Raw genomic sequence first — 24,703 nt, forward strand, 5'->3', positions numbered from 1 at the left:
GCACGGCATGGCCGCCAACTGGCCCGAGCTGCTCGCGCACTGCCGACATGCCGCATTGGAGCCCGAGGCGCTGGTGGACCAGTTGCTGAAGGCCGAAGGGGCCGAGCGGCAGGTGCGCTCAATTGGCTACCAGATGAAGGCCGCGCGCTTCCCCGCGCACCGCGACCTCGCAGGGTTCGAGTTCGGCAACAGCACCGTCGATGAAGCGCTGGTGCGCAGGCTCCACAGCACCGCCTTCACCGAGATCGCGCACAACGTCGTCTTCATCGGCGGGCCTGGCACCGGCAAGACGCACCTGGCCACGGCGCTGGGAGTGGAGGCCATCCAACGTCACGGCAAGCGGGTCCGCTTCCACTCGCCGGTGGAGTTAGTCAATGCGCTGGAGGCAGAGAAGGCGGCCGGCAAGGCCGGCCAGATCGCGCACCGGCTGATGTACGCCGACCTGCTGATCTTGGACGAACTGGGCTACCTGCCGTTCAGCTAGGCCGGCGGCGCGCTGCTCTTCCACCTGCTGTCCAAGCTCTACGAGCACACCAGCGTGGCGATCACCACCAATCTGAGCTTCAGCGAATGGAGCAGCGTCTTCGGCGACGCCAAGATGACCACAGCGTTGCTGGATCGTCTGACTCATCACTGCCACATCGTCGAGACCGGCAACGAATCCTGGCGCTTCAAGCACAGCAGTTCAACGGCAGCCACGAGACCCAAGTCTTCCAATCCACGCAAGAAAGGAGCTTCATCCAAGGACGAGAATCAATCCCAATCTACTGACGCAGGCACCTTGGGGTAGCCTCTAGCAGTGGGTCAGTATTGCGTGATCGCGGTGGGTCAGTTCGATGCAATCGCCAACACAACAGGTGGTTCAGGCGTCGGAGCAGCGGTGTCTTCGGTCGACAGGATGATGTCGACTTCGCCTGCAGGAGCAGCAGGAGAAAGAGGTTCAATACGAGAGTTACTTACATTTTTCATAGGAGGCCCACATCAATGGATACGAAGCCATCGCAGAGGTTTCGGCTGCGGCCGAGTTAACGCGATGGAACCAATGAATACGATATCGAGAAGAAAGGGGCTTGTGGGCCGAAACGGTCTGTTTACCCCCAGCTCATTTCGCCCTTTACGAACGTGCCGATTGATTCTTTGGCACCACGCATGCGATAGACATGCCTCTGCAAGGTGCAAAACTCCTACGCATCAGCCTCATTTGGTACCGAGACCGGCGGCAACATACGCTTCAAGCGCTTCAGTTCATCAAGCCACTTCCGAAATTGACGCGCGTCCATCGCTCCAGCTTCTGTCGCACGCATGAACGCACCCCGCAATACTTCGGGCACTCGCTGCGGGCTTTCGACGCGCCCGGCCACCGCAATCAAGCCTGGGTAGGTCAGCGCATCGTCGATGGCGCGATGCAACAGTTCCGGGGCGGCACAGCGCGGACATAGCACCGCAGCATCGGTCATATTGAACATTCGGAGTCGTCCCCGACGCCCGCACTTTTGACAGATGGACTTTGATCTCTGCGCGCATCGCCTGCAGATACCTGCCAGCACCCTGTCTGGGTCCGGCATATCGAACTCAAGTTGATGATTCTCGAATTCGACTGCCAAGTAGTTGAGGCTGAATGCGCGATCTGCGGTTCTTACTGCCACGAGCGCATTCAAGGTTTCGTAGAACAGCTTCTGCCAGCCGAGCGGAACTTCGGCGAACATATGGATAGCGATGGCAATAGCAGCTTTGGGGGGCTTGCTCGGATCAAACCAACGATCAGTGAAAGACATAGGAGGGGCCTCAAAGGAAGTTGCGTTCAGTCAGACAAGCTCAACAAAAGCCGATGCGAGGTCGCCCAGCTTTTCGAGTAGAGGGCAAATCGGAAAGCCGAAGGGTGGATCGTCGATCAATTGCAGCTGCGCCTAGCGCGGTTCGGATTACGCGTGCGAGATCCCGCGGCACCAACTCAACTAGTTCGTCTCGAACATGCTCAGGCAGATCAGGATCGAAGTGGCTCGACAAATCCCCGGAGGCAATCACATCCCGGTAAGTCGTAGACGCGAGGACCCTCATCTGCTCAGGTGTCGGTGCCGGAATTTGATAGTGCACGAGCCGCGATCGCAGAGGGTCGTCGATCTGCTCTGCGTCATTGCATGTACAGACCCAGCGGATGCCGCTCAAATTAAGCGGCATCATCAGCCCCTCGTCGATGAACCGAGCTGCAGTGCCCATCTCAAACAATTCAAGCAGTGGCGAGGTGGGGTCAGAGTTTCCGTTCCGCTGTGCCTTGTCGATCTCGTCAACAACAATGACCGGATCAGGAACGCCAAGGTCTGCCACGGAGCGAACGAGCAACCCAGGCCCACCGCTCGCGTATTGCGGATTCAATCCACCGAGACTGAACGCTGCTGACGAAACAGCCATGCTGAAGGATCTCATCGGCACTCCGAGCAAAGAGGCAAGCTCACTTGCAAAACGTGACTTTCCAATGCCAGGGGGGCCGTCCAGCAACATTGGGCTCAGCGTCAATGGCCGCCCAGCTCCCAAACTAGCCAGGGCAGCTGCTCGCCGCATATCCCCGATTGGCTCAGAAAAATTGGGAAACCGCCGCTCAAACTCAGCGAAAGCCAAATCCGCAGGTGCCGGACTACATCGCCATGGAGTTGGGTGCTTTTCAAGCGCCTTGAGGACAGACTGTGCGTTCGTGCTGCCGTCACTGCGCGCGCCCCCCCAGAAGTCCTTGAACTGCTCCAGGTTGTCTTTCGTATAGACGGCGATTGTTTGGCTGCAGGTCATCGATCGGCTTTCTGCGTCGAAGTCGGCCCGCGCATCGGCAAGCAAAGTTTCTACGTAGAAAGCCAGTTGAGCCCGGTCGGCTGAGTGATGCGTGGTGATGATCTTCTGGCTCATCATTCAGCACCACTTAAGGTCACGCATGCGCTCGTAGTACCACTGACGCAATTCCCAGATCGCTTCCGAGCAGCCCTTTGGGCCGGTGTGGCGATGAATATCGCAGTTATCGCGAAACTCGACCGCGAGCGCCGCCTGAGGCCGCTTTCGCCGAAGGTGTTCGAACAGTCGCGCCAACACCGTGAACGCGCGCGTTCCGTCATAGTTGAGTGTGTGACAAACCTTGTTCTGCTTGCGAGAGGGCTTGGGACTGTAAATCCGCCCCGCCACACCGACAGACCACTCAAATTCTTTGAGGAGCGTCTCATCGTTTTGAGTGATCTGCAGTCGCAGTCGATACGTTGGGCGACGTCCGGTCGTGCCGTAGGTTTGTCGGGCGATATGGATACATCCCTCCCCATCCATAATGCCTGCAGCCCAGCCCACATCCGCCTCGCCTGGGATGCGGCGCCTTGAGACTGGGCTGAGCACTCGCACGGCATTGATCGGCGTGCTCGCCCCGCATTTCGTGGACTTGATCTCATCCACTTGAGGTTGCCGCTGCATATGCGAGCCCGCTGCATAAGGGCTGACAGCGAGTCCTTCCATTTGCTGGTTACCCGTCATGGCCAACGCAGTGGCACTGGCTGCGGCTTGTTTCATTCCCCCGAAAGTCTCACGCATGAATCTCCTTTAAGGCGTTTACGTCGCGTATACGCATCATGGGGGATCGACAGGATATTCACAAGAGATTAGCGTCCCAGTAATCTATAAAGTTGCGTTTACACAACACGGAAGATTGATAATGACGACTTCTTACAGAGGACTGTTCGTCATGATTCGCATAAGACTGGCCGAATTAATGGCCGACCACTCATTTCGCGCTGGTCGTCGCGTGGAGTGGCGTGAAGTCGCAGAAGCGACCGGAATACACCGTGCCACTGTGTCAAAGATGGTTTCGTCGGTCGGGTACAACGCGACGATCGCGAACATCGATCGTCTATGCCGGTTCTTCTCTTGCACGCCCGGGGACCTACTCGTCTACGTAGCAGACGAAGATGTACCGGCAGCAGTGAAAGCTACATTCAAGGGGCCGAAGGCGAAGACCGAGGCCGCCGGTGCCGGCGCGCGAGCGCGTCACGGAGCAAAGCCTGCTGACGTGATCGTCAGCGAAGATCACATGGCCAATCTTTCAAGCAATGAGTCGACCGCACGAACAGTGACAGACGTTTGCATGTCGCTTCCCCACCCGAATCAAGCTGTCGATATGGCAGACGCCCAAATGCCCGGAGCCCAAGATGACATTGACGTGCCGACCAGCCGCTACTGAATCGCGCCACCGCTATTCCATAAGACAAGTCTGAAGCGTGAGCAAAGCAACGCATTCAGGCAGCTATGCTGCGTCTGCGGTGATTGGCTATCAAGAGCCGGACTCATGGTGCTGGCCATTCAGCTGTCACTGACCGGAGCAGAGTTTTCGGCGCGGATGTCCGGTCTCGAATGTGCTGCTGTCATTCAGATGAGCCGTTCACGAAATCGTCGGTCAACTGGAGCCGAACGGCTGCTGCTTGACCCGTCGACTAGGCGCGATCGACCCTATAGGAGCCGCTCGCTCCCTCGTCATCTGCGGCAGCAGTGTGCCCATTGCTGTCGCCCATCGCGCGAGATATCTCGACGCTGGAAAGCTGGCTGCAGTCGTTCGAATTTGGCAAGCCAATGACTGCTGCCTGCCAAGGCCTAGGGTACAAGAAGCTCAGTCGGGTGGGATATGGGAAGAACGTCGTCGAATGGAAAATGGCGAAGAGGAACTCTCATCTACGGCATTTGGCTTACACGTTTTTGAGACCCCAATTGACTTGCCTCCATGAATCGGTCAGGGACGATTCGGTCAACGCTGCGCTGAGGCGATTGGACTTCGGCAGTGACGATCATGTGGCGCACGGCTTTCGAGCGATTGCACGGACGATGCTAGCCGAGCTCTAGTCAGGTATCTCGCCTGACATAGTGGAGGCCCAACTAGGTCACGCCAAGACCGTCGCTAATCCTGGAGTCTATGAACGGGCCGAGTACTCGGAGCAGCACCGCCAGATGAAACAGACATGGGCTGACTATCTGGATCAATTGGGAGCCGGTGCGCAGGTCATACCGATCAAGGCGGCTTGAACCACAGCACAATCCAGATTCGCCGCGCCTAGGCTGATGATCCCTGAAAACCCGTACCCTGACGGGCTGGCGCGCACCTATCAATCAGGGGTGCATGATGGCAGATTTATCGCATTGGGATTTTGCTACACGCCTTTCAGCCTATGACGCCGCGTACCAAAGCCGACCTACCGGCCGGCAAGCTGCAAAAGGCCGACCGTGAACGAAGCGGAGAATTTCAATTCACTCGACTTCAGAATCACGCGGTTGCACGAGCCCGTCTGCGATTGGCTAGTCCAATGGCGACCAAGCCCCCAAGCAGCATCGCCCAAGTACTAGGTTCTGGCACTGCAAACGCCAGCCCCACCGAACCCTCTGCACCGAAATTGACGTCGAAGGAACTACCGAACAATTGATAGGGTGTACCCCCACCGAAGTGGTAGTCGAGCGTGAACGGCTTATGCAGCATGTTCCACTCCTGCTTGCGGAAATCGTCCATGAGCCTATCCATGTCCGCCCCAGAAACCGGTGCAGGCGCCGCTGCGGCCGCCTTGCCGGGCTTTCCTTTGCCTTTGTCGAGCTCGATCTGATCCGGCGGTACGAACTTGCCAGGCACTGTCGCCGTAGAACCGTCGGTGTATCGCACCGTAACCTTGCCGCCGGCCTCGGTGACCCCGGCGACGCTTGAACCAAGCGACGTCGGAATCGTGATGGTTCGCCCACCGCCCGGAGGGTCAATCACTACGAGCCCGTAGCCTTCAAACATGCCGATGCTTATCGAATCATCTGCGCCAAACGAAAAGCCGTCCAAGCTCCACGGTACTGGTGTCACGACCGAGGTGATTGCGTCATAGTGCATAACCAGCACTGGCGGCGAAGCTCCTGCAACAGCGGCCCCCGTCGTTACGAGAAGCGCAGCCGCCGCATGGGCAACGGCTGCCTGACGAGCAAGCCCTGCAAGCTTGGTACGACGGATCGTTAGAGATGCAACTTGCATGATGAGTACCTCTGCAAAAATAGCACGTTGAACACTTAATCTGGCGATGGCATATTGGGGCTGAAGAATAGAGTCGAGTTGAGGGCGATCAACAAATGATCATTTGCGAATTCAAGCCGATTTCCCAATTGGAATCCTGACGTGTGAGGCAATGCCAAGTCGCCTTCGATCTTGGCCCTAGCGGCAACGGAATGGCCGCCGGGCTTTAGTCGCAGAGATCCACGGGCCGCTTGGCGTAATTCAGATCCACTGGCAATATGTAAACAACAGGGCGGTTTCGTCGTTTTCAGTCTTTGCATCAAGCTGTCGCGTGGTCCTGACCCCGCCTAGCGCGCAAGCCCAGCCAGCCCAGACCGGCGCCAAGCAGCAGCCAGTTGGCGGGTTCTGGGACGGCGGTCACGCCGACGGAGGCGAAGAAGCCGGCGCTGATCGGGGTATCCCAGGCTTCCAGGTTGAAGTCAGCACCGGGAATGTTCAGGCGGGCGAACACGGTGGGACCTTCGAAGCCAATCACATCACCGATATGGCCGATGAAGCTGCCGTTGAAGATATTCTGCCCGCTATGTAGATCGCCTGGCAGGGCCAGCAGTGCAGCGCCGTTGTAGTTGATCGTGAATGGATTGCCAGGCAGCCCCGCCAGTATGGCGTCTGACTCGAAGCGTGGGTCGGCGTTGGCGGCATGCAAGAAGGTGTCGGCCATGATGCTGACCTGTACCGCTTGGCCGAGTGCTTCGCCCTGCCCGGGTAGGATGCGGAAGGACTGTTGTACCCAGACATCGGCGTAGGCAGGCTGGTTGAAGCTGTCGTTCTTTACGGTGATGTTGACGCCGTTCACATTGGCCGTACCGGCCGCTCTGAGACCTGCAAAAGCGTCGATCAGGTAATGTGTTTGTTCATCGTTGCTGAAGATGGACAACTGCTGCGTCGAATCGATCCAGGACCATCCCGCCGCCGTGTCTACGCCGACATGGCCGGAAGCAGACATCAGCAGGGCTTGTCCGTCGTCATACACCAACTGCATATGCCCGGTCTGGGTGTCGGCGCTGCCGTTCTGGCTCAGGCCCAGGCCGCGTTGGCCAAAATAGAAGTGCGGCAGATCCTGGGCGCGCTCCAAGTAGGCCGCATGGACACTCATCGGTGTCCCAAATACGGCATGAAGGGCAAGGGTCAGAGTCAGGGCATTGGGTTTGAACGACATAGCATTCTCCAGTCAGAGGGTTTGCCGCCGGCCGCCCGTCATGGCTGCATTCCGAAGCAATACCGGCAGCGGTGGAACTCGCCGAGCCAGGCCAGTCCCCGTAGCGTGCCTTTTCAACAGCGCACGACCACAGTGTCGTCAAGCCATTCGCTCATGAATTGCGGAACCGCAAGCGCGAGCCGCGTCGATCCCGGCTTGGCCAACAGGGTTTGATCCATCGCAACAAGGACTAGGCTGGAAACCGCAGGCGCAAAAAAGAGCTTGGTCCTGGTCTTTAATCTGAAGCCCTGCGCTTGCCTGCTGCCTTGTTGCACATGCGGTCGGAGATGACTAACCCAATCGGCGGGCCAGGCTGCGACATCAGTCCTCGAAGCGCATCATGACTGAAGGTGTCGTGGTCCTTGGTCAGCGCTTTGCCCGAGCCTGAAGTCCGGACTTTGAAGCAACACGCTCAAGCAGGTGATCACAAAAAAGGGAATTTGGGAGACCTGACCCTCTGCCCGAGCGGTCAATTACGCGAGCTGAATATGTGAACGGCTTTTCGGCTCAATATCAACCCGGCGCCAAACAGCATGTCTATTCACGAGGCCCTAAAGCGCTGACATCTTTTCTCAAACCGAAGGAAGGGGAAGTCCGTTGAGTTTCACTAACAGGCAAACTGTAGTCGCTTGATTTTGGAGGGGCAACGATCGCCGGGGCAGAAGCCGGCCATTCAGCATGTCGTTAGACGATTGTCTCTCGCACCCAACTGAAGCCACCGATCAATGAACTTGAAGCACAAAGCCGTTAGCGTGCGAGACACCGTGTGGCTCTCTTCGCAGTCGCCCGATAGCCTATGTTCAGCGCAAGGTTCTGTGGTCTAGCTTCACTGCAGGACCCATCTCAGCCGGCTTGGCCGTGCATCCGTCCCGGAATCAAAGGGTCATGGCCTATGCATCAGAATTCGGTGATTGAGTCACCTTCAAACATGAATGTCACGGCACACATGTCCGCTAGCACAATGGTTTGAGTTTCGATTGCGGGCGGGTTGGCGCCCGAGGGCAGTGAGTCTTTGCATGTCAACGTGGCACGTCAAGCTGGGCTAAACTTCCAGCTGCTGCTGCGGGTAGCTTGGAGTTTCGACTCATCTGTTTCGTGTCCTGCGGGACGCGATGTCGTGGCGCCCCGGCAGCAACTACTCCAACACCGAGGGGTGGAGACGCTCCGGGGCATAGTCGGCGAGCGTGCGCTGGAAGGGCAGGTGCAAAGCGGCACGGACCTGCAAGACAGCCTCTGGGTCAAGGTCGCGGTCCGTATACCGGCTGTGCGCGAAGCCCTTGGTTTTATCGAGCCGGATATCCCGGACCCAGGCACCAAATTGACCGGCAAGTGGCCCGCCGATAGGGTCGCCATCAATCAGTCCTGAAAAGGGGAAGTAAAGATTCGTCCAGCGCGTGAGCGCGAACAGCCCGGCGTGATGGGGCACTTGGACCGAGCGCTTTGCCCCCGGGTTTTGTTCGTCCACATAGGCATGGGTGAAGCTAAAGGCCTGGCGCTGCTCACCTGGCACTGGGCTCTTGATGGCCTCGGTTTGCGGCGGGCAGGTCGGGAATGAACGATCGCGAACGAGTTCCGCAAACTGGGTCTTCGCGTCCAGATTGAGTAGCCATTGTGCGTGGGTCAGTGGCGAGCCTGCGCTCACGAAGTCGCTGACCAGCCAGTCGAAACCGTTGCGCCGATACTCGTTCCAGGCAGCATGCTGCATCGCTTGCGCGTTCTCGGCGCTGATAGCAGCGGCGGCCTCGTCGCGCGGATTGAGCAGGTCTTCGAGCGCCCTCAGGGCGCTGCTCCTCGTTTTCGATTGCGCACCGTGGCGCCGTGATCGCTGCGCCCAGGCATAGCTCAAGATGTCGTAGGCGATAACGCTGCCAAGACTGTGCCCATAGACCATGATCCGCGAGTAACGACGCTTGTCGTGCAAAGCGTCAAGTAGCTGCATGCCGGCTTCGCGGATCTCCTGTCGACGGGCAATATTCTCTGGCCTGGGCTCGAGATAGCGTGCCGCATCACCCGCATAGCCTACGATGAAATGGTCCCGCAAGGCCTTCAAACCGATAGCGAGCAGCGCCGGCAAGGCGGCCAGTGAACCCAGGCCCAAGCCCGTGAGCCAGCCGGACAAGTCTTGCGTCATCAGCCAAGCAAAGCCCAGCAGCGCGGCCACGATGCTGGCCCTCAGCCCCCATACCAAGTTGATCAAGCTGCGCGGAATTTTGTCCTTAGGCGAAGTCGCCAACCGGAATATCCAGCCATACACCTGTGCCACCGTGGTATCGCGGATCAAGTGGGCCCAATAGAGTTCGTACACGTCCGTGGTCGGCCGAGTGCCTTCATTGCGGGGCACGGTCGCCATGCGCATCTCGAATAGCGAGGCAACGTAGTCGGGCTTGACGTGATGCAGTTCGCCGCCGTCTCGGTCGAACACGTTCAAAACGAACTGCCGAAGCAACTGCCCCGGGCGCTGCTCGCCAATTCCGTGTACGACGATCACGGCTTGGCGTTCGCGGCGGCGAACTAGCTCTGCCCGGGCCATCAATCGGGCTACCCTGTTCAGCGCACTCTGCCAGGTTTTGACGCCGGCATGTGCTTCACCGCAGCTTGTCAGCCCGCTAAGCACGATGCTGATTCTGCAGGATTGTCCAGGCCGGGGCGTCAAGCTGAAGCTGATGTGCTTGTTCTCGAACGGTGGATCCAGCGTGACGAGCAAATCGAAGCGCGAGTCGGAGATTGCTTGGCTTTTGCCGGGAGCACTTTCCTTGGCTGCGTCCTTCGCCACAGCCGGCCATGCGAGAGAAGACACCTTGCCGCTCAGTGGCTCGCCGTATTCGATCCCGCTGCCGACAAGGGTGGCGTGCGGCAATCGAGCGAGCGCGGCCGGTTCGGGCTGCAACACCGAATCTTTGCCCAGCCAGTAAGCCAGAACATCAGGTCGCAACAGGTAATCGGCCACTTCGACGGTGTGGAATGGCACAGTCAGTGAAACGCGAATCGATGAACGTCGGGGTGGATCGGATGGATTCATGGCGCCTGCCTGCAGTCTTGGACGCTGACCTCTTTGACAATAGCACATGAAATTGTCTGCGCCGATGATCAAGTGAACCTGTTAGTTTTGGGGCCAATGCCGTGCTGCGATGGTTCAGTCGCTGGCGTGATGTTCATATAGAGTGGATGATGAGACTTGACAGATATCCGAACGTCTTGTTTGAGCGGCCTTCGTCATGAAAGCATGGGCGCTCATCCGTTTTCGCCTATGCGCATGGCTGGCCTTGGCCTTGCTGGCAGCGCCGGCGGCTGCCCAGCACGGCCTTGTGCGCGACCGTCTCAGCGGCCAGCCAATTGCAAAAGCCGTCGTGATGGCGGGGTCGGCCTTGCGACTCAGTGACGCCAGCGGGCGATTCGACTTTGACGCCGCGCTGGCGGGCGAAGGGAATGCGCCGGAAGGCGCTCAGATCAGCGCGCGCGCGATCGGCTACCGGCGCACCGTCTTGCCCACCCAAGACTCGGACTCTTCTCGGCCGCTGTTGATCGAATTGACTCCGATACGGCCCAAGGCCCTTTATCTATCGGTCTACGGCGTCGGCAGCTCACTGCTGCGAGGCGAGGCCTTGAAGCTGATCGAGCGAACGCAGCTGAACGCGCTGGTGATCGACATCAAGGGCGACCGAGGCCTGGTGCCGTACCGCAGTGCCGCCCTAGTGGAAGCGGGTCTGCCGCCGCAAAAAGTGGTCACTGTGTCCGATATGCCGGCGCTGATGAAGGAGCTGAGAGCCAGGGGGCTCTACCTGATCGCCCGCATCGTCAGCTTCAAGGACGATGCCTTGGTCGTGCGGCATCCCGAATGGGCGGTCCGCGATGGCAAGGGGGCAATCTGGAAAGATCATGAGGATCTCGCCTGGATCGACCCGATGCGGCACGAAGCCTGGGCGCACAGCTTGAATCTGGCCGAAGAGGCCGCGCAACTGGGGTTTGACGAGGTGCAATTCGACTATGTGCGCTTTCCGGATGCCTTGGGTTTGAGCTTTAGGTCGCCCAATACCGAGGCGGCCAGGGTGGCGGCGATCGGCGGCTTTTTAGCTGCCGCCCGCCAAAGATTGCGGCCCTACAACGTCTTTATTTCGGCCGACATCTTTGGCTATGTGGCCTGGAACAGCGACGACACGCAGATTGGGCAGCAGCTCGAAAGCCTCGGTAGCCAGGTCGACTACCTGTCACCGATGCTCTATCCCTCGGGCTTCAAGTTTGGCATCCCCGGCCACCGCAACCCGGTCGCAGAGCCGGGTGAAATCGTCGAACTTAGCCTGCGCCATGCAATGCAGCGCAGCGGTCTGATCGGGCTGCGCTTTCGCCCCTGGCTGCAGGCCTTTCGCGACTATGGTTTCGATCACCGGGAGTTTGGCGAGTTTGAAATTCGCCAGCAAATCGAAGCCGCTGAAGCTTGCGACACCGACGGCTGGATGCTTTGGAACCCACTCAATCGCTATGACGATGACGGCTTGAACCTGCGTGAGCCAAGGCCTTGAGCGGACCGCGCTGACGTTGGGCTCCAGGTAGGCAGGGATCGCTTCATAAAGGGAGGTCACTCGGCCGCTGTCATAACGCCCAATAGCCTCGCCGGTGTTGAATACTCGCGAGTCGCGCGAGCCAGCTTACCCAGTGGGGCTGCGTGCCGCCTGGTCATCAGGCGGCGTGAGCTTTGGGTGCAAGCCCTGCAGTATTCAGAAACTGATCGAGATCTGCTTCTAGTTGCGGCCAGTCGGTGTATTCGTGGTCATGTCCAATGTCGCTGGACTGCCCTTGGTGGCTTGCGATCAAGCGCATCATCATGCGCTTGAAGTAGTCGTATTGCGTGTATTTCAGCGCGCCGGCAACGCAGCGCGTCAGCAGTGGCTGCAAGTCGCACTGCAGCATGAAGTGATCGGCGGCCTGTTGAGCTTCCTTGCGGCTGTCGGCATCGGACATGGCGGCACTCAGAGAAACCGAGAAGAAGGCCAGCGGCAGCGTCTGCAGCCATGCCTGATTTGACTTCAGGAAATGCGCAAGCGAACTCTGATGCCGATCGAGGTGCAATGAGCCGCAGGCAATCACGGCCAATTGAAATGGCTGTACCTGATCGGCGGCAGCGCTGGCCGTATCAAGCAGGTCCACTTGATGACCGCGAATGCGCAGGCGCTCGGCGATGAATTCGGCCACTTTGCGGGTCTGGCCCTCGGTAGTGCCATAGGCGATCAGGACGGGCAGCATGTCAGTTTTCCTTTCAGTGAGTCCGTGATAAAGGGATTCGACTTTCTGTTTGCCCCGGTACAACTCTGCTTCAAACAGCGATAGACAGCCACAACCCAGGCGCTCATGTCGGCTGGCCGCGGCCAATGTGCACCGGGATGCGACGCCGGCCAAAGCCGCGTTCCACCTGTGGGGCGAAATGGCCCGCGATGCGACTGCCGCAATGGGGGCATTTGCCTTCGGCATCCAGTTCGTAATGCAGCAAGTCATACCAGTCCCGTTCGATCAGCTTGGCCTGGCAGCCGGGGCAGAAGGTGGTGTCGCCATCCGCATCGTGCAGATTGCCGGTATAGACATAGCGCAAGCCTTTGTCCAGCCCGATGCGGCGCGCACGCCTCAGGGTCGCTGCCGGCGTGGTGGCGATCCCGCTCATCTTGTAGTCGGGGTGGAAGGCGCTGAAATGCAGCGGCACGTCCGGCCCCAGCTCCTTGGCGACCCAGGCCGTCAGCGCCTCCAACTCGGGCGTGCTGTCATTCAGACCAGGAATCAGCAAGGTGGTGATTTCCAGCCAGCATGAGCTGCGATGCTGGATATGCAGCAGCGTCTCCAGCACCGGCGCCAAGTGGGAGCCTGTCTGCTGCTGATAGAACTCATCGGTGAAGGCCTTTAGATCGACATTGGCCGCATCCATCTTGGCAAAGAACTCACGTCGCGGCTCGGCATGCACATAGCCGGCCGTCACCGCCACCGTCTTGAGGCCCAGCGCATGGCAGGCATCGGCGGTGTCCAGTGCATATTCGGCAAAGATGATCGGGTCGTTGTAGGTAAAGGCGACGCTGAGCGCCTCTCGCTTGCTAGCTGCTTCGGCAATCTGGCACGGGCTTGCCGCTGCCATCAGTCTGTCCATCTCTTGGCTCTTGGAAATATCCCAGTTCTGGCAGAACTTGCAGGCCAGATTGCAGCCGGCAGTCCCAAAGGAGAACACGCTGGAGCCGGGGAAGAAGTGATTCAAGGGCTTCTTTTCGATCGGGTCGATGCAAAAGCCGGAACTGCGGCCATAGGTGATCAAACGCATTTCATTGCCAATGCGTTGGCGCACAAAGCACATGCCGGGCTGGCCCTCGTGCAGCTTGCAGTCACGCGGGCAAAGATCGCATTGGATGCGACCGTCGGGCAACTTGTGCCACCAGCGCGCCGGCGCGCCGTTCTCGAGCATCAAGGGGTCGCTGGCTGGCAAGCCCTCGTCTTCGGCAGGAATTGGCCTCATGATTCGGCTCCGTCGGCGCAAGCTGACTCATTGAAACAGCGCACCTGGTAGCGCGACAGTCGCAGATCAGCGTCCCAGAAGTCTGGCGGAAGACCGGCCTTGTGTTTGAGTGCGGCCAGAAACTGCGCGGGCTGCGGGCATTGCGCCCAGACTTGCGGAAGCAGCGTCGCCTGTCTGTCCCGCCAGGCCAGAATCACGCCGTCAACGCCGGGACGCAAGGCGGCCAAGGCCTCGGCTTCGCTCTGGACCCGCAGCGGCTCGGCCGCTCCCAGCAGCGACACCTCCACCTGCAAGCCAGGCCATTCCTCGGCCTGCAACGGCGCGAAACGGCGGTCGCAAAAGGCGGCGGCGAAGGCATTGGCCCGCACATCCTCAATCAAGGGCCGTCGCGCCTGCAAGCTGCCCACGCAGCCGCGCAGATGGCCTTGAGCATCATGCAGGCTGACGAAGCTCGCACCTGGGCGAGCAAGCGCCGGGTGAGCGTCATCCTCCAGCGCAGGCGGGCTCGGCAGGCCCAGGCCAAGACGGTGTGCGATGGTCTGGCGCGCAATGGCCAACAGCAGCTTGCCCAAGCCTTGATCGCTGGACAGGATTTGCTCGCCTTCCAGCAAGTCGCCAGCGCCGGGGCCGGCTTCAAAAGCGATCGACGCGTAGCCGACTACACGGCTATGGTCGCCGCCTTGGATATCGCCGGAATTGCGCTGCCGCAGCAAGCGCGCTTGCAGACCATGCCTTGCCGCCACTGCCAGCGCGCCATTGAGTGGCGCCGCGCCGCAGGCCTCCTCGCCGCTCAAATCGGTGGCGAAATGAAGAATGCGCTCGACCGTGACCTGATCTCGCGCCTGAGCCTCCCCGTATGTCAAGAAATGCGACAGGTCGCTGCTGATCAGGATCAGCGTTTCGTCTCCGCCCCAGACGCGCTCCAGCACCTCGGCCAATTGCGCCGGGCCGGCGCCGCCAACCAGCAAGGGCAGCAACTTGAAGCCATCTCCGAGCACGCTTTGCAAAAAGGGCAGCTGCACCTCCAGTGAATGCTCCTGAGCATGCGGCAGGTCTAGCCATTCGACCTGCGGCAAATCCTTCAGCCCTGACATAGCTTCCAGATCCAGCGGTATGCGGCCGAGCGGTGTCTCGAACGCGCCGACCGTCGGCGCGGCCAAGCCGCGGACCTGTACACGGTGCGCGGGGCCAAGCAATACCACCCGCTCGATTTGCTTGTGCCAGCGGCGCAAGCAGGCAAATGCCGCTGCTGCCACCTCGCCAGAATAGACATAGCCGGCATGCGGCACCAGCAGCATTTTGGGGCACCGTTGCGGGCTGCTCGGCGGGTTAGTGGGCGGGCTGACAGCGGCCAGCTGACGGTCCAGCAGGCCGCGCAAGTCTTGCGGCTCGGCGGGGTAGAAATAGCCGCCCAGTGCCGCTGGACGAATGTTCGTATTCATCGCAGCTCCTCGACAGTACTTGGTCGTCAATGCTAGGCCGCAGCGCAGCGTCGGACTTGAGCGAGCGCAACTGTTCTAAGTTCGGGAGCTGCCGTGCTTGTCGCCGTGCGGCGGGCTAAGTCGAGGCAGCCAGCCGATCTATCCAACGTTGCGCCGGCTCAATGCCGAAAAACCTCTTTAGGGCAAGCTACTTGCAGTTTTGGGCGAGAAGGCAAATGGCTGGCTATGAGGGACGGAGGTCGGTATGTTGAAACTATTGATTGCGATAGATGGCTCCGAGGCGTCGATGCACGCCATTCAGGCCGTTGGGAGGCTGGCGCGGGCTTCGGTGTCGCTGGATGTTTTGCTGCTCAATGTGCGAGATGGCCCCATCTATTACGGCGAGCTGCAGCCCCTGAGCGCCAGTGATATCGAGGCGGCTCAGCTGAAGCGCCAAGACCAACTGTTGACGCAAGCGGAGGAGAGGGCCAAGGAATGCGGATTGGTGGTGCGCGCCAGCCTGCGTTCGGAGGGGCTGCCTGCCCCGGAGATCGTTCGATTTGCCGAAGAACACCAGGTTGACCAAATCGTTCTGGGCACGCGCGGCATGAGCGCAATCGGCAGCCTGCTGATTGGCTCGATCGCACAACGGGTTGTTCACTTGGCGACCGTACCGGTCTTGCTGGTCAAGTGAGCGCTCCAATTTTCCCGATCGACCAGCTTAGAACCGACAACGAGGGCCTCCTCTGCGGGGACTGATGAATATGGACATCAAGAAGGCGCGCCTGAAAGACCTTGCAAGCTCGATCGTGGCGGTGGTGGAGCCTGAGACGCCGGCTTTGGTGGCAGCGCAGTTGATGCGCAAACACCATATCGGCTCCCTGGTCGTGGTCGACGCGACCGAGCAGACTCGGCCGATCGGCATCGTCACCGACCGTGATCTGGTGTTGGCCTTGATGGCAGAAGGGCTCGATCCCGAGCTGTTCACCGCAGGTGACATCATGTCAGTGGACTTGGTGTTCGGTCACCCGGAAATGGACCTGATGGAGGCCGTCAGCCTGATGCGTCAGCATCGTCTGCGGCGCCTCGTCATTGCCGACAAGGCAGAGCGTTTGGTCGGCATCGTGGCGATGGAGGATGTGCTGGAATGCTTGGCTCGTGAGTTGAGTGACTTGGCCGAAGCCATGCGCGGTGGTCGCGATCGCGAATTCAGTCAACGGGCATAGCCTGCGAGGCTGCCGGTGAGTAGCCTGAGCCATTTGGGCAAGCTCGGTAATCTGGGTACGGTCCTCAGCGTGTTCAGCGCCAAGGGCCTCAGCAAGGTTTACGGCGAAGGTGACACGGCGGTGCACGCCTTGCGCGGGGTTGATCTTGAAATCATGCCGGGTGAATTCATCGTGCTGCTCGGGGCGTCGGGCAGCGGCAAGTCGACGTTGCTGAATATTCTGGGCGGGCTCGACATTCCCAGCAGCGGCGAATTGCACTTTGCCGACCACCGACTCAGCGGCGCCTCCGAGGCCGAGCTGACCCGCTACCGGCGCGAGCATGTCGGCTTTGTGTTTCAGTTCTACAACCTGATCCCGAGTCTGACGGTGCGCGAGAACATCGCTTTGGTGACCGATATCGCCAGCCACCCGATGCCGGTGGACGAGGCGATCGCGATGGTTGGTTTGCTGCCGCGTGCCGATCATTTCCCGGCGCAGTTGTCCGGCGGCGAGCAGCAGCGCGTGGCGATCGCGCGGGCCATCGTCAAGCGCCCCGACTTGCTGCTCTGTGACGAGCCGACCGGCGCGCTCGATTACCAGACCGGCAAGCTGGTGCTGGAGGTGATCGCCGGCATCAATCAGCAGCTCGGCACCACCGCCATCGTCATCACCCACAACGCGGCCATCGCGGCGATGGCCGATCGGGTGATCTATCTTGGTGACGGTGCAATTCAGCGCATTGAACGTAATGCCCGCAAGCTGACACCGTCGGAGCTGTCGTGGTAACGCCGGGTGGCTGCGATGCGCGCGCTTGACCGCAAGCTGCTGCGCGACCTGCGCCTGCTCTGGAGTCAGGCGCTGACGATTGCGCTGGTCGTCGCCAGCGCGGTGGGCGGCTTCATCACCAGCTTGTCGGCAGTGGATTCGCTGGCCGCCGCGCGCGACGAGTTCTATGCCGAGGCTCATTTTGCCGACCTGTTCGTCGACCTGAAACGGGCGCCGCTGGCCGTGCAGCAACAGTTGCAGGAGCTGCCCGGTGTGCAGGCCGTGCAGACCACGCTGGAGCAGATGGTGCGGGTGGAAATTGCCGGTCTGCCCGATCCCATCATCGGCCGCTTGATCGGCCTGGAACTGCGCCAGGGCAAGCAGCAAGATCAGAATTTGAACCGGGTCTCGCTGCGCAGCGGCCGCTGGCTCAGCCGTGATCAGAGCGGCGACAAGGCGATCGAGGTGCTGGTCTCGCAGGCCTTTGCGCAGGCGCGCGGGCTCAAGCCAGGCGACAAGCTGTCGGCCTTGATCAACGGCCGCCAGCGCGAACTCGTGATGGTCGGGGCGGCGCTGTCGCCCGAATATGTGTTTGCCGGTTTGCAGGGCATGCCGGATATGCGTGGCTTTGGTGTCTTCTGGCTGGACCGCGAGCAACTCGCCGCCGCCTACGATATGCGCGGTGCCTTCAACCGGGTGGCAGTGAAGCTGGCCCCCGGAGCCTCGGAGCCGGGGCTGATCGCGCAGTTGAACAGCCGCCTGGGGCCTTACGGCGGCGCCGACGCCCATGGCCGCGCCGATCAGCCCTCGCACGCGATGCTGGACAACGAGATCAAGGAGCAGCATGTGATGGGCAGCGTGTTGCCGGCGATCTTCCTCGGTGTGGCGGCCTTCTTGCTCAATGTCGTGCTGTCGCGTCTGGTGGCCACGCAGCGCGAGCAGGTGGCCGCGCTGAAGGCGCTGGGTTACCCTAACTTCGAGATCGCCAGCCACTATCTGCGTCTGGTCTTGCTGATCACCTTGTTGGGCCTGTTGCTGGGTCTGGTCTTGGGTGATTGGCTGGGTGGGCAGTTGACCGGTTTGTACGCTGAGTTTTTCCAGTTCCCGCGCTTTGAGCACCGTCTGGCGCCCGGCCTCGCGTTGATCGCCGGCGGGGCCAGTTTGTTGACGGCCGTGTTGGCGACCTTGAACGCGCTCGCTACCGTTGTGCGGCTGGCCCCCGCCGAGGCGATGCGGCCGGCCGCACCCGGGCGCTATCGACGCTCCAGCCTGGAACGCCTGGCCAGATGGTTGGGCGGTGGGCGGGTGCCGACATCTTCACATGTGATGTTGCGCATGATTCTGCGCAATATGGAGCGCCGACCCTGGCGCAGCGGCCTCTCGATTGGCGGGGTGGCGGCGGCCGTGGCCATCGTCGTGATGGGCAACTTCTTCCGCGACGCGATCGACTACATCATCGACACCCAGTTCAATCTGGCCATGCGCAGCGATGTGCTGATGTGGTTGAGCGAGGCCGGCAGCGATAGCGCCGCTCATGACTTGCAACGCCTGCCCGGCGTGCTGGCGGTGGAGTCGGGTCGGGATGTGGCGGTACGCCTCGTCAACGGTCATCTGAGCGAGCGCGTCAGCATTCAGGGTGTTGCCGCACGGCCGCAGTTGCGCCGCATCATCGATGTCGACGGCCGCGAAACCCTGCCCGGTCGCTTTGGCCTGGTGATGACGGACCGTCTGGCCGACAAGTTGGGCTTGCGGGTCGGTGACTCGGTGCAGGTCGAGGTGCTCGAGGGTGACAGGCGCAGCCTGACGCTGCCGCTGGAGCGCACCGTGCGCGAGATGATGGGTCTGAACGCCTATGCCGAACGGCGGGCCCTGAATCGCTGGCTGGGCGAGGGCGACGTGAGCAATCTGTTTGCCCTCGCGCTGGAGGGCGGCAGCGAGGCCGGTTTGCTGAGTGCCAGCAAGGCCTTGCCGCGAGTGGCGGGCGCCTTCAGCAAGGCCAGTCTTTTGCGCAATATGCAGGATGTCAGCGCTCGCAATGTGCGCATCATGAGCGGCATCCTGACCTTTTTTGCTTGCGTCATCGCGGTCGGCGTGGTCTATAACAACGCGCGGATTGCGCTGGCCGAGCGGAGTTGGGAGCTGGCCTCGCTGCGCGTGCTGGGCTTCAGCCGCGCCGAGGTCTCGGGCCTGCTGCTGGGGGAGTTGGGCCTCAGCATCGCCGTCGCGTTGCCGCTGGGGATGTGGCTGGGCTGGGCGCTGACGCATGCGGTGGTCGGGCTGCTGAAGTCGGATCAGTTCCTCTTCCCCGTCGTTATCCTGCCGCGCACCTACGCCTTGGCCGGCTTGGTGGTGGTGACGGCCGGGGTGCTCAGCGCCTTGGTGGTGCGGCGCCATATCGACCGGCTTGACATGGTGGCCGCCTTGAAAACGAGGGAGTAAACAAGTGATGCAAAGTAGCGAAGGCCAAGCCAGTCATGGCAAACATCGCGGCAAATGGCTGGCTGCGGGCGCAGCCCTCGCCTTGCTGGCCTTGCTGGGCTGGGCAATGGCACCGCGACCGCTGCTGGTTGAGGCGGCAGCGGTGCAACTCGGGCCATTTGAAACCAGCATCGAGGAGGACGCCAAGACCCGGGTGCTGGACCGTTATGTCGTGTCGGCGCCGCTGGGTGGGCGCTGGCTGCGGCCGAGTTTGCGCGAGGGCGATACGGTGGCGGCCGGCGACTTGCTGGGGCGGCTATTGCCGGCCGGCGCGCCGCTGCTGGATGAGCGCAGCGTTGCGGAGCTCAGGGCCAAGGTCGACGGTGCCGATGCCGCCCGGCGTGCTGCCTTGAGTCGCCTGGCCTTGGCCAGGGTAGGCCTGGAGCAGGCGCAGCGAAACTTGTCGCGCAGCGAGCAGTTGAGCCGCCAGGGTTTTGTCGGCGAGGCCAAGCTGGAGGCTGACTTGCTTGGTGTGCGTGCCGCCACCGAGGAGCGAGCTGCAGCGGCGGCCGAGGCTCAACTGGCCCAATATGGCTTGACGCAGGCGCGTGCGGCATTGGGGCTGCTGAGTAGCGGCAGCGGCAAGCCGTTCGAGTTGCGTTCTCCGGTGGCCGGCATGATTCTGCGCGTGTACCAGGCCAGCGAGGCCGTGTTGGCCTTGGGCACGCCCTTGCTCGAAATTGGCGACACGGCGAGGCTGGAGGTGGTGGCAGAGTTGCTGAGCGCCGATGCCTTGCTGGCCGCCCCCGGCAGCCCGGCCTTGATCGAGCGCTGGGGCGGGCCGCAGCCCCTGGTCGGGAGCGTCAGCCGGGTCGAGCCGGGTGCCTTCACCAAGGTGTCTGCCTTGGGGGTGGAGGAGCAGCGGGTACGCGTGATTGTCGAATTGAGCGAGCCCTTGGCGCGGCGAGAACGGCTCGGTGACGGCTACCGGGTGGCGCTGAAAATCATCACACGCAGCCAGCCGGAAGTGCTGCAGGTGCCAGTCAGCGCGGTCTTCCCCTTGCCCGGTGGCGGGCCCGAACAACGCGCGCTGTTCGTCATTGACGGCGGGCGGGCGCGCCTGACCGAGGTTGAGTTAGAAGCGCGCAATGACCGGGTGGCTTGGTTGCGCAAGGGCCCGCCAGTTGGCAGCGCCGTCATCGTCTACCCGTCGCCGGCAGTCAAGGATGGGGCGCGGGTGAAGCAACGCGGTCCCTGAGCCTTGCCCCGGCTCTTGGTGCACGGCCGGCCGATTGCGCGGGCGCAATTCGTCGAGCTTGCCGAGCAGTACGCTGACTGGAGTTGATCTGGCCGCCCATCTGAGCGGCTGGGCGCGACGCATGAACCTACTGGAGACTTCGATGAACACCCTGACCAAATTGGCTCTCGGCTTGCTAGGGCAGAGCGTAGCCAGAGACTCCACCGGCGAGGCGCTGGCCACGCTGGCCTTGCTGCCGCCGCAACTCGACGGTGGCCTGCCCTTGATGCAGGCCCTGCAACGGCGCGAATCGCAGCGTGAATTCTCGTCCAGCGTCTTGCCCGCGCAGACACTCAGCAATCTGCTCTGGGCCGCTGCAGGTGTCAACCGGCCCGAACTCGGCGGGCGCACGGCACCGAGTGCGATGAATGCGCAGGAGGTCGATCTGTATGTGGCGTTGCCCGAGGGGCTGTACCGCTATGACGCTGGCGCCCATTGCTTGAAGCTGCTGCAGACCAAGGATGTTAGGCCCGTGACCGGCTATCAGGACTTCGTCGACACCGCGCCGCTTGATCTTGTTTTTGTCGCCGATTACCGTCGCATGAAACTGGTGCCGGCCAAGCAGCGCGGCGCCTATGCCAACGCCGCCGCGGGAGCGATGGCGCAGAACGTCTATCTGTATTGTGCTTCGATCGGACTGGCCACGGTGATCCGGGCCTGGATAGACCGCGAAGCCTTGGCCAAGGCCATGGGATTGACGCAGGACGAGGAACTGTTACTGGCACAAACCGTCGGACTTCCCGCCTGAGGATTGCGCCTGCTCAAGTCAGCGCTTACTGAGGCATATATCTTTGAGCTGCAGATGCTTTCAAAGGGCCTTCCTCAACGTTCTTCAAAGGACACAGCATGAAAACCGACGCCGTATTGAAGCAGGATGTGCAGGCCGAGTTGGCCTGGGATCCGAATGTAGACGAAACTCGCATCGGCGTTGCCGTCAGGGACAGCGTCGTAACGCTAACCGGCCATCTGGACAGCTTCGCGGAGAAAGTAGCGGCTGAACGGGCGGCGAAGCGGGTCTTTGGTGTCAAGGCATTGGCGATGGAGATCGAAGTGACGCCCGTGGGACCGCACCGGCGCAGCGACACCGAAATCGCCAGCGCGGCTCGCGGCGCCTTGAGTTGGAATTCGCAAGTGCCGGATGACCGGGTCACTGTCAAAGTGGACGGAGGGCATGTCACGCTGGAGGGTGAGCTGGATTGGGGCTTTCAGCGGCGCAGTGCCGAGACTGCGATCCGGCCATTGCAAGGCGTGACCGGCATCAGCAACCGCATCAAAATTCGGCCACGTGCCCTGTCCAGCGATCTGTATGAGCGGATTCAGGGCGCGCTCAATCGTCAGGCCATGCGAGAGGCCAAGCGCGTGCAAATGACAATCGCGGAAACAGGCTTGGTGACACTGAAAGGCTCGGTCCATTCCTGGGCGGAGCGCAATGCGGTGGAGGGCTCGGTCTGGTCGGCGCCCGGCGTTACCGGGGTGATCAACCGGATCTCGGTCGAAACGTGAGCGCGGGGCAAGGCCAGGGCCTGCGCTTAGGTCCGCGCAGCATTGCCGGCATGGTCGACATGCGCATATTCGAGTCGCTACCTTGCAAGTTGGCGCTGGCTTGGCCGGGTGGCCGTTTGGGTACCAAGTCCGCCGATGTTCGCCTGACCCTGCATGACCTGCCACTGCTGCTGGGTTTGGCGCGCGGGCAAATTGGCCACTTGGCCGATGCCTATGTGCGTGGCCGTATGGAGATTGAGGGCTCGCTCGCCGATGTGATGAAGGTCGCCGCACATTTGGTCGGCAATCCGGTCAAGCGCGGTGAGCGGGGCTGGTGGCCGGCGCCGATACGGCATTGGCGCTCACGCTGGCGCCACCATCAGTTGCGCGACGCTCGTTCGGTGCAATCTCATTACGATCTGTCGGACGATTTCTTCGCACTCTGGCTGGACCCGCGCAGGGTCTATTCCTGCGCCTATTTCAGCGATCCGGCCATGGGCTTGGCGCAGGCGCAGGAGGCCAAGCTTGAGCTTATTTGCCGCAAATTGCAGTTGGCGCCGGGCCAGCGCTTTCTGGACGTGGGCGCCGGGTGGGGCGGCTTGCTGCTTTGGGCGGCCGAACATTACGGCGTGCATGCGACCGGCATCACCCTGTCACAAAACCAACACCGCTACGTTTCACGCCTGATTGACGAACGTGGCTTGAGCGGGCGTGTTGAGGTGCAATTGCTCGACTATCGGCAGCTGCCCGAGGCGCAGACTTTTGACCGTATTGCCTCCGTTGGCATGTTCGAGCATGTCGGCCACGGCCATCTTGGCGGTTACTTTGCCCGGCTATGTAACCATTTACGTCCCGGTGGCCTGGTGCTCAATCATGGCATCACGGCCGGTGGCCTGCGCAATGAAAGCTTGGGTGCGGGCATAGGCGAGTACATCGAACGGCACATCTTTCCGGGCGGCGAATTGGTCCATGTGGCAGCGGTGACGCAGAGCTTGGCACAAGGCGGCTTGGAGCTGCTGGATGTCGAGAACCTGCGCCCGCATTACGCCCGCACCCTGTGGGCCTGGTCAGACGGTTTGGAGCGCCAGATTGAAGCAGCGCGTTGCTTAACGGACGAAGCAAAAGTGCGCGCCTACCGCCTCTATTTGGCCGGCTCGGCGATGAGTTTTGAGCAGGGCTGGTTGTCGCTCTACCAGTTGCTAGCGGCCAAACCGGACGGCCAGGTGCGGGGAGCGGCCGGCCAAAGCACGGCAGCGGTCCTGCCCGGTGCGCAGTCCGACTATTGCTTCAGCCGGGCTCACATGTACGCTGATCCGCAGCCTTGAAGGGCAGCGGATCAGCGAAATGGCCAAAAAAGCGATCAAGTTGCAGGAGCAGCTCGGGTTGCAAGGTTGCGTGCGCCAGCTTCGTCAAAAGCTTGGCTGCTGCGGGCGTAGCCACATCAATGCCCAAGCCGGCGTCCGTTGGCCAATCAGCGTCCAAATGCAGGTAGCGCTCACCTAGCCGGTCTTCCATCATCGCCTTGACATGTTGTTGCTGCACGCTGATGAGCGTCATGAGCAAGCGACCATCGGTCAGCCAACCCACGGCCCCGGCCCCTTCATTCAAGCCCTCGCTGGGCTGGTAATGCGCGGCCGCCGTGCCGATCGACAACATGGACACGCGTGCCGGGTCGATGCCGACAAAATATTCGATCTCATGCAAAGCGACTTGGTCGGGTGCGACGGCAAATAGACCACCATCGGCATACAAGCGCGTGCCAATGCGTACCGAGGGGAAGTAGGCCGGTGCGGCGCATGCGGCCATCGCCACATCCACTGCGCGCAACTCACCATCGCCGAGCGAGCCTGGCGCATGCGGCGTTTTGAAGATCTTGGCATGGCAACTGCCAATGTCGACCGCCGGCACCACCACCGGATGCAGGGCCTCGCCCAGCCTCAAGTCGCCGAATTCAGCTTGCAGTGCCTCGCGCAGGCGATCACCGCTGTACTTCGGCCCGAGCACCGAGCGGCTCATATCGAGCAGGCGACTGACCGTGCTGGCCGGCAATGGGCGGCTTGAGAATACCTCCGGGCCATGATCTCTGATCAGCCTGACGAGCCGACTCATCGGCAGCTCAAATGCCAGCGCCAGAGCCAGCACTGCGCCGATTGAGCTGCCGGCCAGCAGGTCGAAATGGCGCGCCAGCGGGCGCTCGGCGCCTGCCTCCAGCGCATCCAGCAGCGTTGCGGTGTAGAGCCCAAGAAAGCCCCCGCCGGCCAAGGCCAGCAAGTGGCGTGGGGAGTCGTCCGCAGACTCAATCGGTTCTATGCTTGTCATGGTAGCCGGCTCCCTGGCTTGTCTGAAGAGCGGTGCGAGTAATGCGTTATGCCTTGCGGGCA

20 protein-coding genes and 1 pseudogene are annotated in these 24,703 nt (G+C 61.2%); 11 read left to right on the forward strand and 10 right to left on the reverse strand.

The annotated features are described in order from the left end of the window. Nucleotides 1–790, forward strand: a pseudogene (gene istB / locus PRZ03_RS22920) (IS21-like element helper ATPase IstB); the annotation flags it as partial. Between the two features lie 394 nt (nt 791–1,184). Here the strand turns inward: istB and PRZ03_RS22925 are convergent. Genes PRZ03_RS22925 through PRZ03_RS22935 form a run of 3 tightly spaced genes read right to left on the reverse strand, consistent with a single transcriptional unit; the run spans nt 1,185 to nt 3,558 of the window. Continuing rightward, nucleotides 1,185–1,775, reverse strand: a complete 591-nt coding sequence (locus PRZ03_RS22925) for a hypothetical protein (protein ID WP_273602433.1) — start codon at nt 1,773–1,775, stop codon at nt 1,185–1,187. Nucleotides 1,776–1,815: 40 nt separating this feature from the next. Then, a complete protein-coding gene (locus PRZ03_RS22930) occupies nt 1,816–2,898 on the reverse strand; it encodes an AAA family ATPase (protein WP_273602434.1) in 1,083 nt (360 codons plus the stop codon). Beyond that, on the reverse strand, nt 2,899–3,558 hold the full coding sequence (locus tag PRZ03_RS22935) for a hypothetical protein (RefSeq protein WP_273602435.1): 660 nt from the start codon (nt 3,556–3,558) through the stop codon (nt 2,899–2,901). A gap of 121 nt (nt 3,559–3,679) precedes the next feature. Here PRZ03_RS22935 and PRZ03_RS22940 point away from each other — a divergent pair, with 121 nt between their 5' ends. Further along, nucleotides 3,680–4,204 (forward strand): helix-turn-helix domain-containing protein, encoded by a 525-nt coding sequence (locus tag PRZ03_RS22940; RefSeq protein WP_273602436.1) that lies wholly within the window; start codon nt 3,680–3,682, stop codon nt 4,202–4,204. Between the two features lie 1,071 nt (nt 4,205–5,275). Here PRZ03_RS22940 and PRZ03_RS22945 read toward each other — a convergent pair. The 3 genes from PRZ03_RS22945 to PRZ03_RS22955 all read right to left on the reverse strand — a co-directional run bounded on the left by PRZ03_RS22945 (nt 5,276) and on the right by PRZ03_RS22955 (nt 10,269). Beyond that, nucleotides 5,276–6,013 (reverse strand): PEPxxWA-CTERM sorting domain-containing protein, encoded by a 738-nt coding sequence (locus PRZ03_RS22945; protein ID WP_273602437.1) that lies wholly within the window; start codon nt 6,011–6,013, stop codon nt 5,276–5,278. A gap of 298 nt (nt 6,014–6,311) precedes the next feature. Then, on the reverse strand, nt 6,312–7,211 hold the full coding sequence (locus tag PRZ03_RS22950; protein ID WP_273602438.1) for a PEP-CTERM sorting domain-containing protein: 900 nt from the start codon (nt 7,209–7,211) through the stop codon (nt 6,312–6,314). A gap of 1,174 nt (nt 7,212–8,385) precedes the next feature. After that, the gene (locus PRZ03_RS22955) at nt 8,386–10,269 is read right to left on the reverse strand and encodes a hypothetical protein (RefSeq protein WP_273602439.1); all 1,884 of its coding nucleotides are present in this window, start codon (nt 10,267–10,269) and stop codon (nt 8,386–8,388) included. Between the two features lie 196 nt (nt 10,270–10,465). Between PRZ03_RS22955 and PRZ03_RS22960 the strand changes: the two genes are divergently transcribed. Beyond that, nucleotides 10,466–11,767, forward strand: coding sequence for a putative glycoside hydrolase (locus PRZ03_RS22960; RefSeq protein ID WP_273602440.1), 1,302 nt, complete (start codon nt 10,466–10,468; stop codon nt 11,765–11,767). Between the two features lie 157 nt (nt 11,768–11,924). Here the strand turns inward: PRZ03_RS22960 and PRZ03_RS22965 are convergent, their stop codons facing one another. Genes PRZ03_RS22965 through amrB form a run of 3 tightly spaced genes read right to left on the reverse strand, consistent with a single transcriptional unit; the run spans nt 11,925 to nt 15,176 of the window. Further along, nucleotides 11,925–12,551 (reverse strand): flavodoxin domain-containing protein, encoded by a 627-nt coding sequence (locus PRZ03_RS22965; protein ID WP_273602441.1) that lies wholly within the window; start codon nt 12,549–12,551, stop codon nt 11,925–11,927. A gap of 40 nt (nt 12,552–12,591) precedes the next feature. Continuing rightward, nucleotides 12,592–13,734 carry an AmmeMemoRadiSam system radical SAM enzyme gene (gene amrS / locus PRZ03_RS22970; protein WP_273602442.1) on the reverse strand — a complete coding sequence of 381 codons (1,143 nt, stop codon included), beginning with the start codon at nt 13,732–13,734 and terminating at the stop codon, nt 12,592–12,594. Next, a complete protein-coding gene (gene amrB / locus PRZ03_RS22975) occupies nt 13,731–15,176 on the reverse strand; it encodes an AmmeMemoRadiSam system protein B (RefSeq protein WP_273602443.1) in 1,446 nt (481 codons plus the stop codon). The genes amrS and amrB overlap by 4 nt, the downstream gene beginning before the upstream one ends. Before the next feature lie 244 nt (nt 15,177–15,420). Here amrB and PRZ03_RS22980 point away from each other — a divergent pair, with 244 nt between their 5' ends. The 8 genes from PRZ03_RS22980 to PRZ03_RS23015 all read left to right on the forward strand — a co-directional run bounded on the left by PRZ03_RS22980 (nt 15,421) and on the right by PRZ03_RS23015 (nt 23,647). Further along, nucleotides 15,421–15,849, forward strand: a complete 429-nt coding sequence (locus tag PRZ03_RS22980; protein ID WP_273602444.1) for a universal stress protein — start codon at nt 15,421–15,423, stop codon at nt 15,847–15,849. A gap of 70 nt (nt 15,850–15,919) precedes the next feature. Next, nucleotides 15,920–16,381: a CBS domain-containing protein gene (locus PRZ03_RS22985; protein WP_273602445.1), complete on the forward strand. Its 462-nt coding sequence runs from the start codon at nt 15,920–15,922 to the stop codon at nt 16,379–16,381. Nucleotides 16,382–16,396: 15 nt separating this feature from the next. Further along, nucleotides 16,397–17,146 carry an ABC transporter ATP-binding protein gene (locus PRZ03_RS22990; RefSeq protein WP_409993989.1) on the forward strand — a complete coding sequence of 250 codons (750 nt, stop codon included), beginning with the start codon at nt 16,397–16,399 and terminating at the stop codon, nt 17,144–17,146. A gap of 15 nt (nt 17,147–17,161) precedes the next feature. Continuing rightward, nucleotides 17,162–19,564, forward strand: coding sequence for an ABC transporter permease (locus tag PRZ03_RS22995; RefSeq protein WP_273602446.1), 2,403 nt, complete (start codon nt 17,162–17,164; stop codon nt 19,562–19,564). A 7-nt stretch (nt 19,565–19,571) separates the two neighbouring features. Further along, the gene (locus PRZ03_RS23000; protein ID WP_273602467.1) at nt 19,572–20,801 is read left to right on the forward strand and encodes an efflux RND transporter periplasmic adaptor subunit; all 1,230 of its coding nucleotides are present in this window, start codon (nt 19,572–19,574) and stop codon (nt 20,799–20,801) included. A gap of 142 nt (nt 20,802–20,943) precedes the next feature. Next, on the forward strand, nt 20,944–21,588 hold the full coding sequence (locus PRZ03_RS23005; protein ID WP_273602447.1) for a nitroreductase family protein: 645 nt from the start codon (nt 20,944–20,946) through the stop codon (nt 21,586–21,588). Between the two features lie 98 nt (nt 21,589–21,686). After that, entirely contained in the window at nt 21,687–22,343 is a 657-nt protein-coding gene (locus PRZ03_RS23010) for a BON domain-containing protein (RefSeq protein ID WP_273602448.1), read from the forward strand. 50 nt (nt 22,344–22,393) lie between these two features. Further along, the gene (locus PRZ03_RS23015) at nt 22,394–23,647 is read left to right on the forward strand and encodes a class I SAM-dependent methyltransferase (RefSeq protein ID WP_273602468.1); all 1,254 of its coding nucleotides are present in this window, start codon (nt 22,394–22,396) and stop codon (nt 23,645–23,647) included. Here the strand turns inward: PRZ03_RS23015 and PRZ03_RS23020 are convergent. Beyond that, entirely contained in the window at nt 23,610–24,641 is a 1,032-nt protein-coding gene (locus PRZ03_RS23020; RefSeq protein WP_273602449.1) for a CBASS cGAMP-activated phospholipase, read from the reverse strand. The two genes, PRZ03_RS23015 and PRZ03_RS23020, sit on opposite strands and share 38 nt — an antisense overlap. Nucleotides 24,642–24,703: the final 62 nt, after the last annotated feature.

The organism is Roseateles albus (assembly GCF_028595345.1).
GTDB lineage: Bacteria > Pseudomonadota > Gammaproteobacteria > Burkholderiales > Burkholderiaceae_C > Paucibacter_A > Paucibacter_A albus.

Bases quoted from the DNA above. Each gene is read 5' to 3' on its own strand.
- PRZ03_RS23005 (WP_273602447.1), top strand. From the start codon at position 20,944: ATGAACACCCTGACCAAATTGGCTCTCGGCTTGCTAGGGCAGAGCGTA.
- PRZ03_RS22980 (WP_273602444.1), top strand. From the start codon at position 15,421: ATGTTGAAACTATTGATTGCGATAGATGGCTCCGAGGCGTCGATGCAC.
- amrB (WP_273602443.1), bottom strand. From the start codon at position 15,176: ATGAATACGAACATTCGTCCAGCGGCACTGGGCGGCTATTTCTACCCC.
- PRZ03_RS22925 (WP_273602433.1), bottom strand. From the start codon at position 1,775: ATGTCTTTCACTGATCGTTGGTTTGATCCGAGCAAGCCCCCCAAAGCT.
- PRZ03_RS22955 (WP_273602439.1), bottom strand. From the start codon at position 10,269: ATGAATCCATCCGATCCACCCCGACGTTCATCGATTCGCGTTTCACTG.
- PRZ03_RS22950 (WP_273602438.1), bottom strand. From the start codon at position 7,211: ATGTCGTTCAAACCCAATGCCCTGACTCTGACCCTTGCCCTTCATGCC.
- PRZ03_RS23000 (WP_273602467.1), top strand. From the start codon at position 19,572: ATGCAAAGTAGCGAAGGCCAAGCCAGTCATGGCAAACATCGCGGCAAA.
- PRZ03_RS22930 (WP_273602434.1), bottom strand. From the start codon at position 2,898: ATGATGAGCCAGAAGATCATCACCACGCATCACTCAGCCGACCGGGCT.
- PRZ03_RS22985 (WP_273602445.1), top strand. From the start codon at position 15,920: ATGGACATCAAGAAGGCGCGCCTGAAAGACCTTGCAAGCTCGATCGTG.
- PRZ03_RS22945 (WP_273602437.1), bottom strand. From the start codon at position 6,013: ATGCAAGTTGCATCTCTAACGATCCGTCGTACCAAGCTTGCAGGGCTT.
- PRZ03_RS23015 (WP_273602468.1), top strand. From the start codon at position 22,394: ATGGTCGACATGCGCATATTCGAGTCGCTACCTTGCAAGTTGGCGCTG.
- PRZ03_RS22995 (WP_273602446.1), top strand. From the start codon at position 17,162: ATGCGCGCGCTTGACCGCAAGCTGCTGCGCGACCTGCGCCTGCTCTGG.
- PRZ03_RS23010 (WP_273602448.1), top strand. From the start codon at position 21,687: ATGAAAACCGACGCCGTATTGAAGCAGGATGTGCAGGCCGAGTTGGCC.
- PRZ03_RS22960 (WP_273602440.1), top strand. From the start codon at position 10,466: ATGAAAGCATGGGCGCTCATCCGTTTTCGCCTATGCGCATGGCTGGCC.
- PRZ03_RS22935 (WP_273602435.1), bottom strand. From the start codon at position 3,558: ATGCGTGAGACTTTCGGGGGAATGAAACAAGCCGCAGCCAGTGCCACT.
- amrS (WP_273602442.1), bottom strand. From the start codon at position 13,734: ATGAGGCCAATTCCTGCCGAAGACGAGGGCTTGCCAGCCAGCGACCCC.
- PRZ03_RS23020 (WP_273602449.1), bottom strand. From the start codon at position 24,641: ATGACAAGCATAGAACCGATTGAGTCTGCGGACGACTCCCCACGCCAC.
- PRZ03_RS22940 (WP_273602436.1), top strand. From the start codon at position 3,680: ATGACGACTTCTTACAGAGGACTGTTCGTCATGATTCGCATAAGACTG.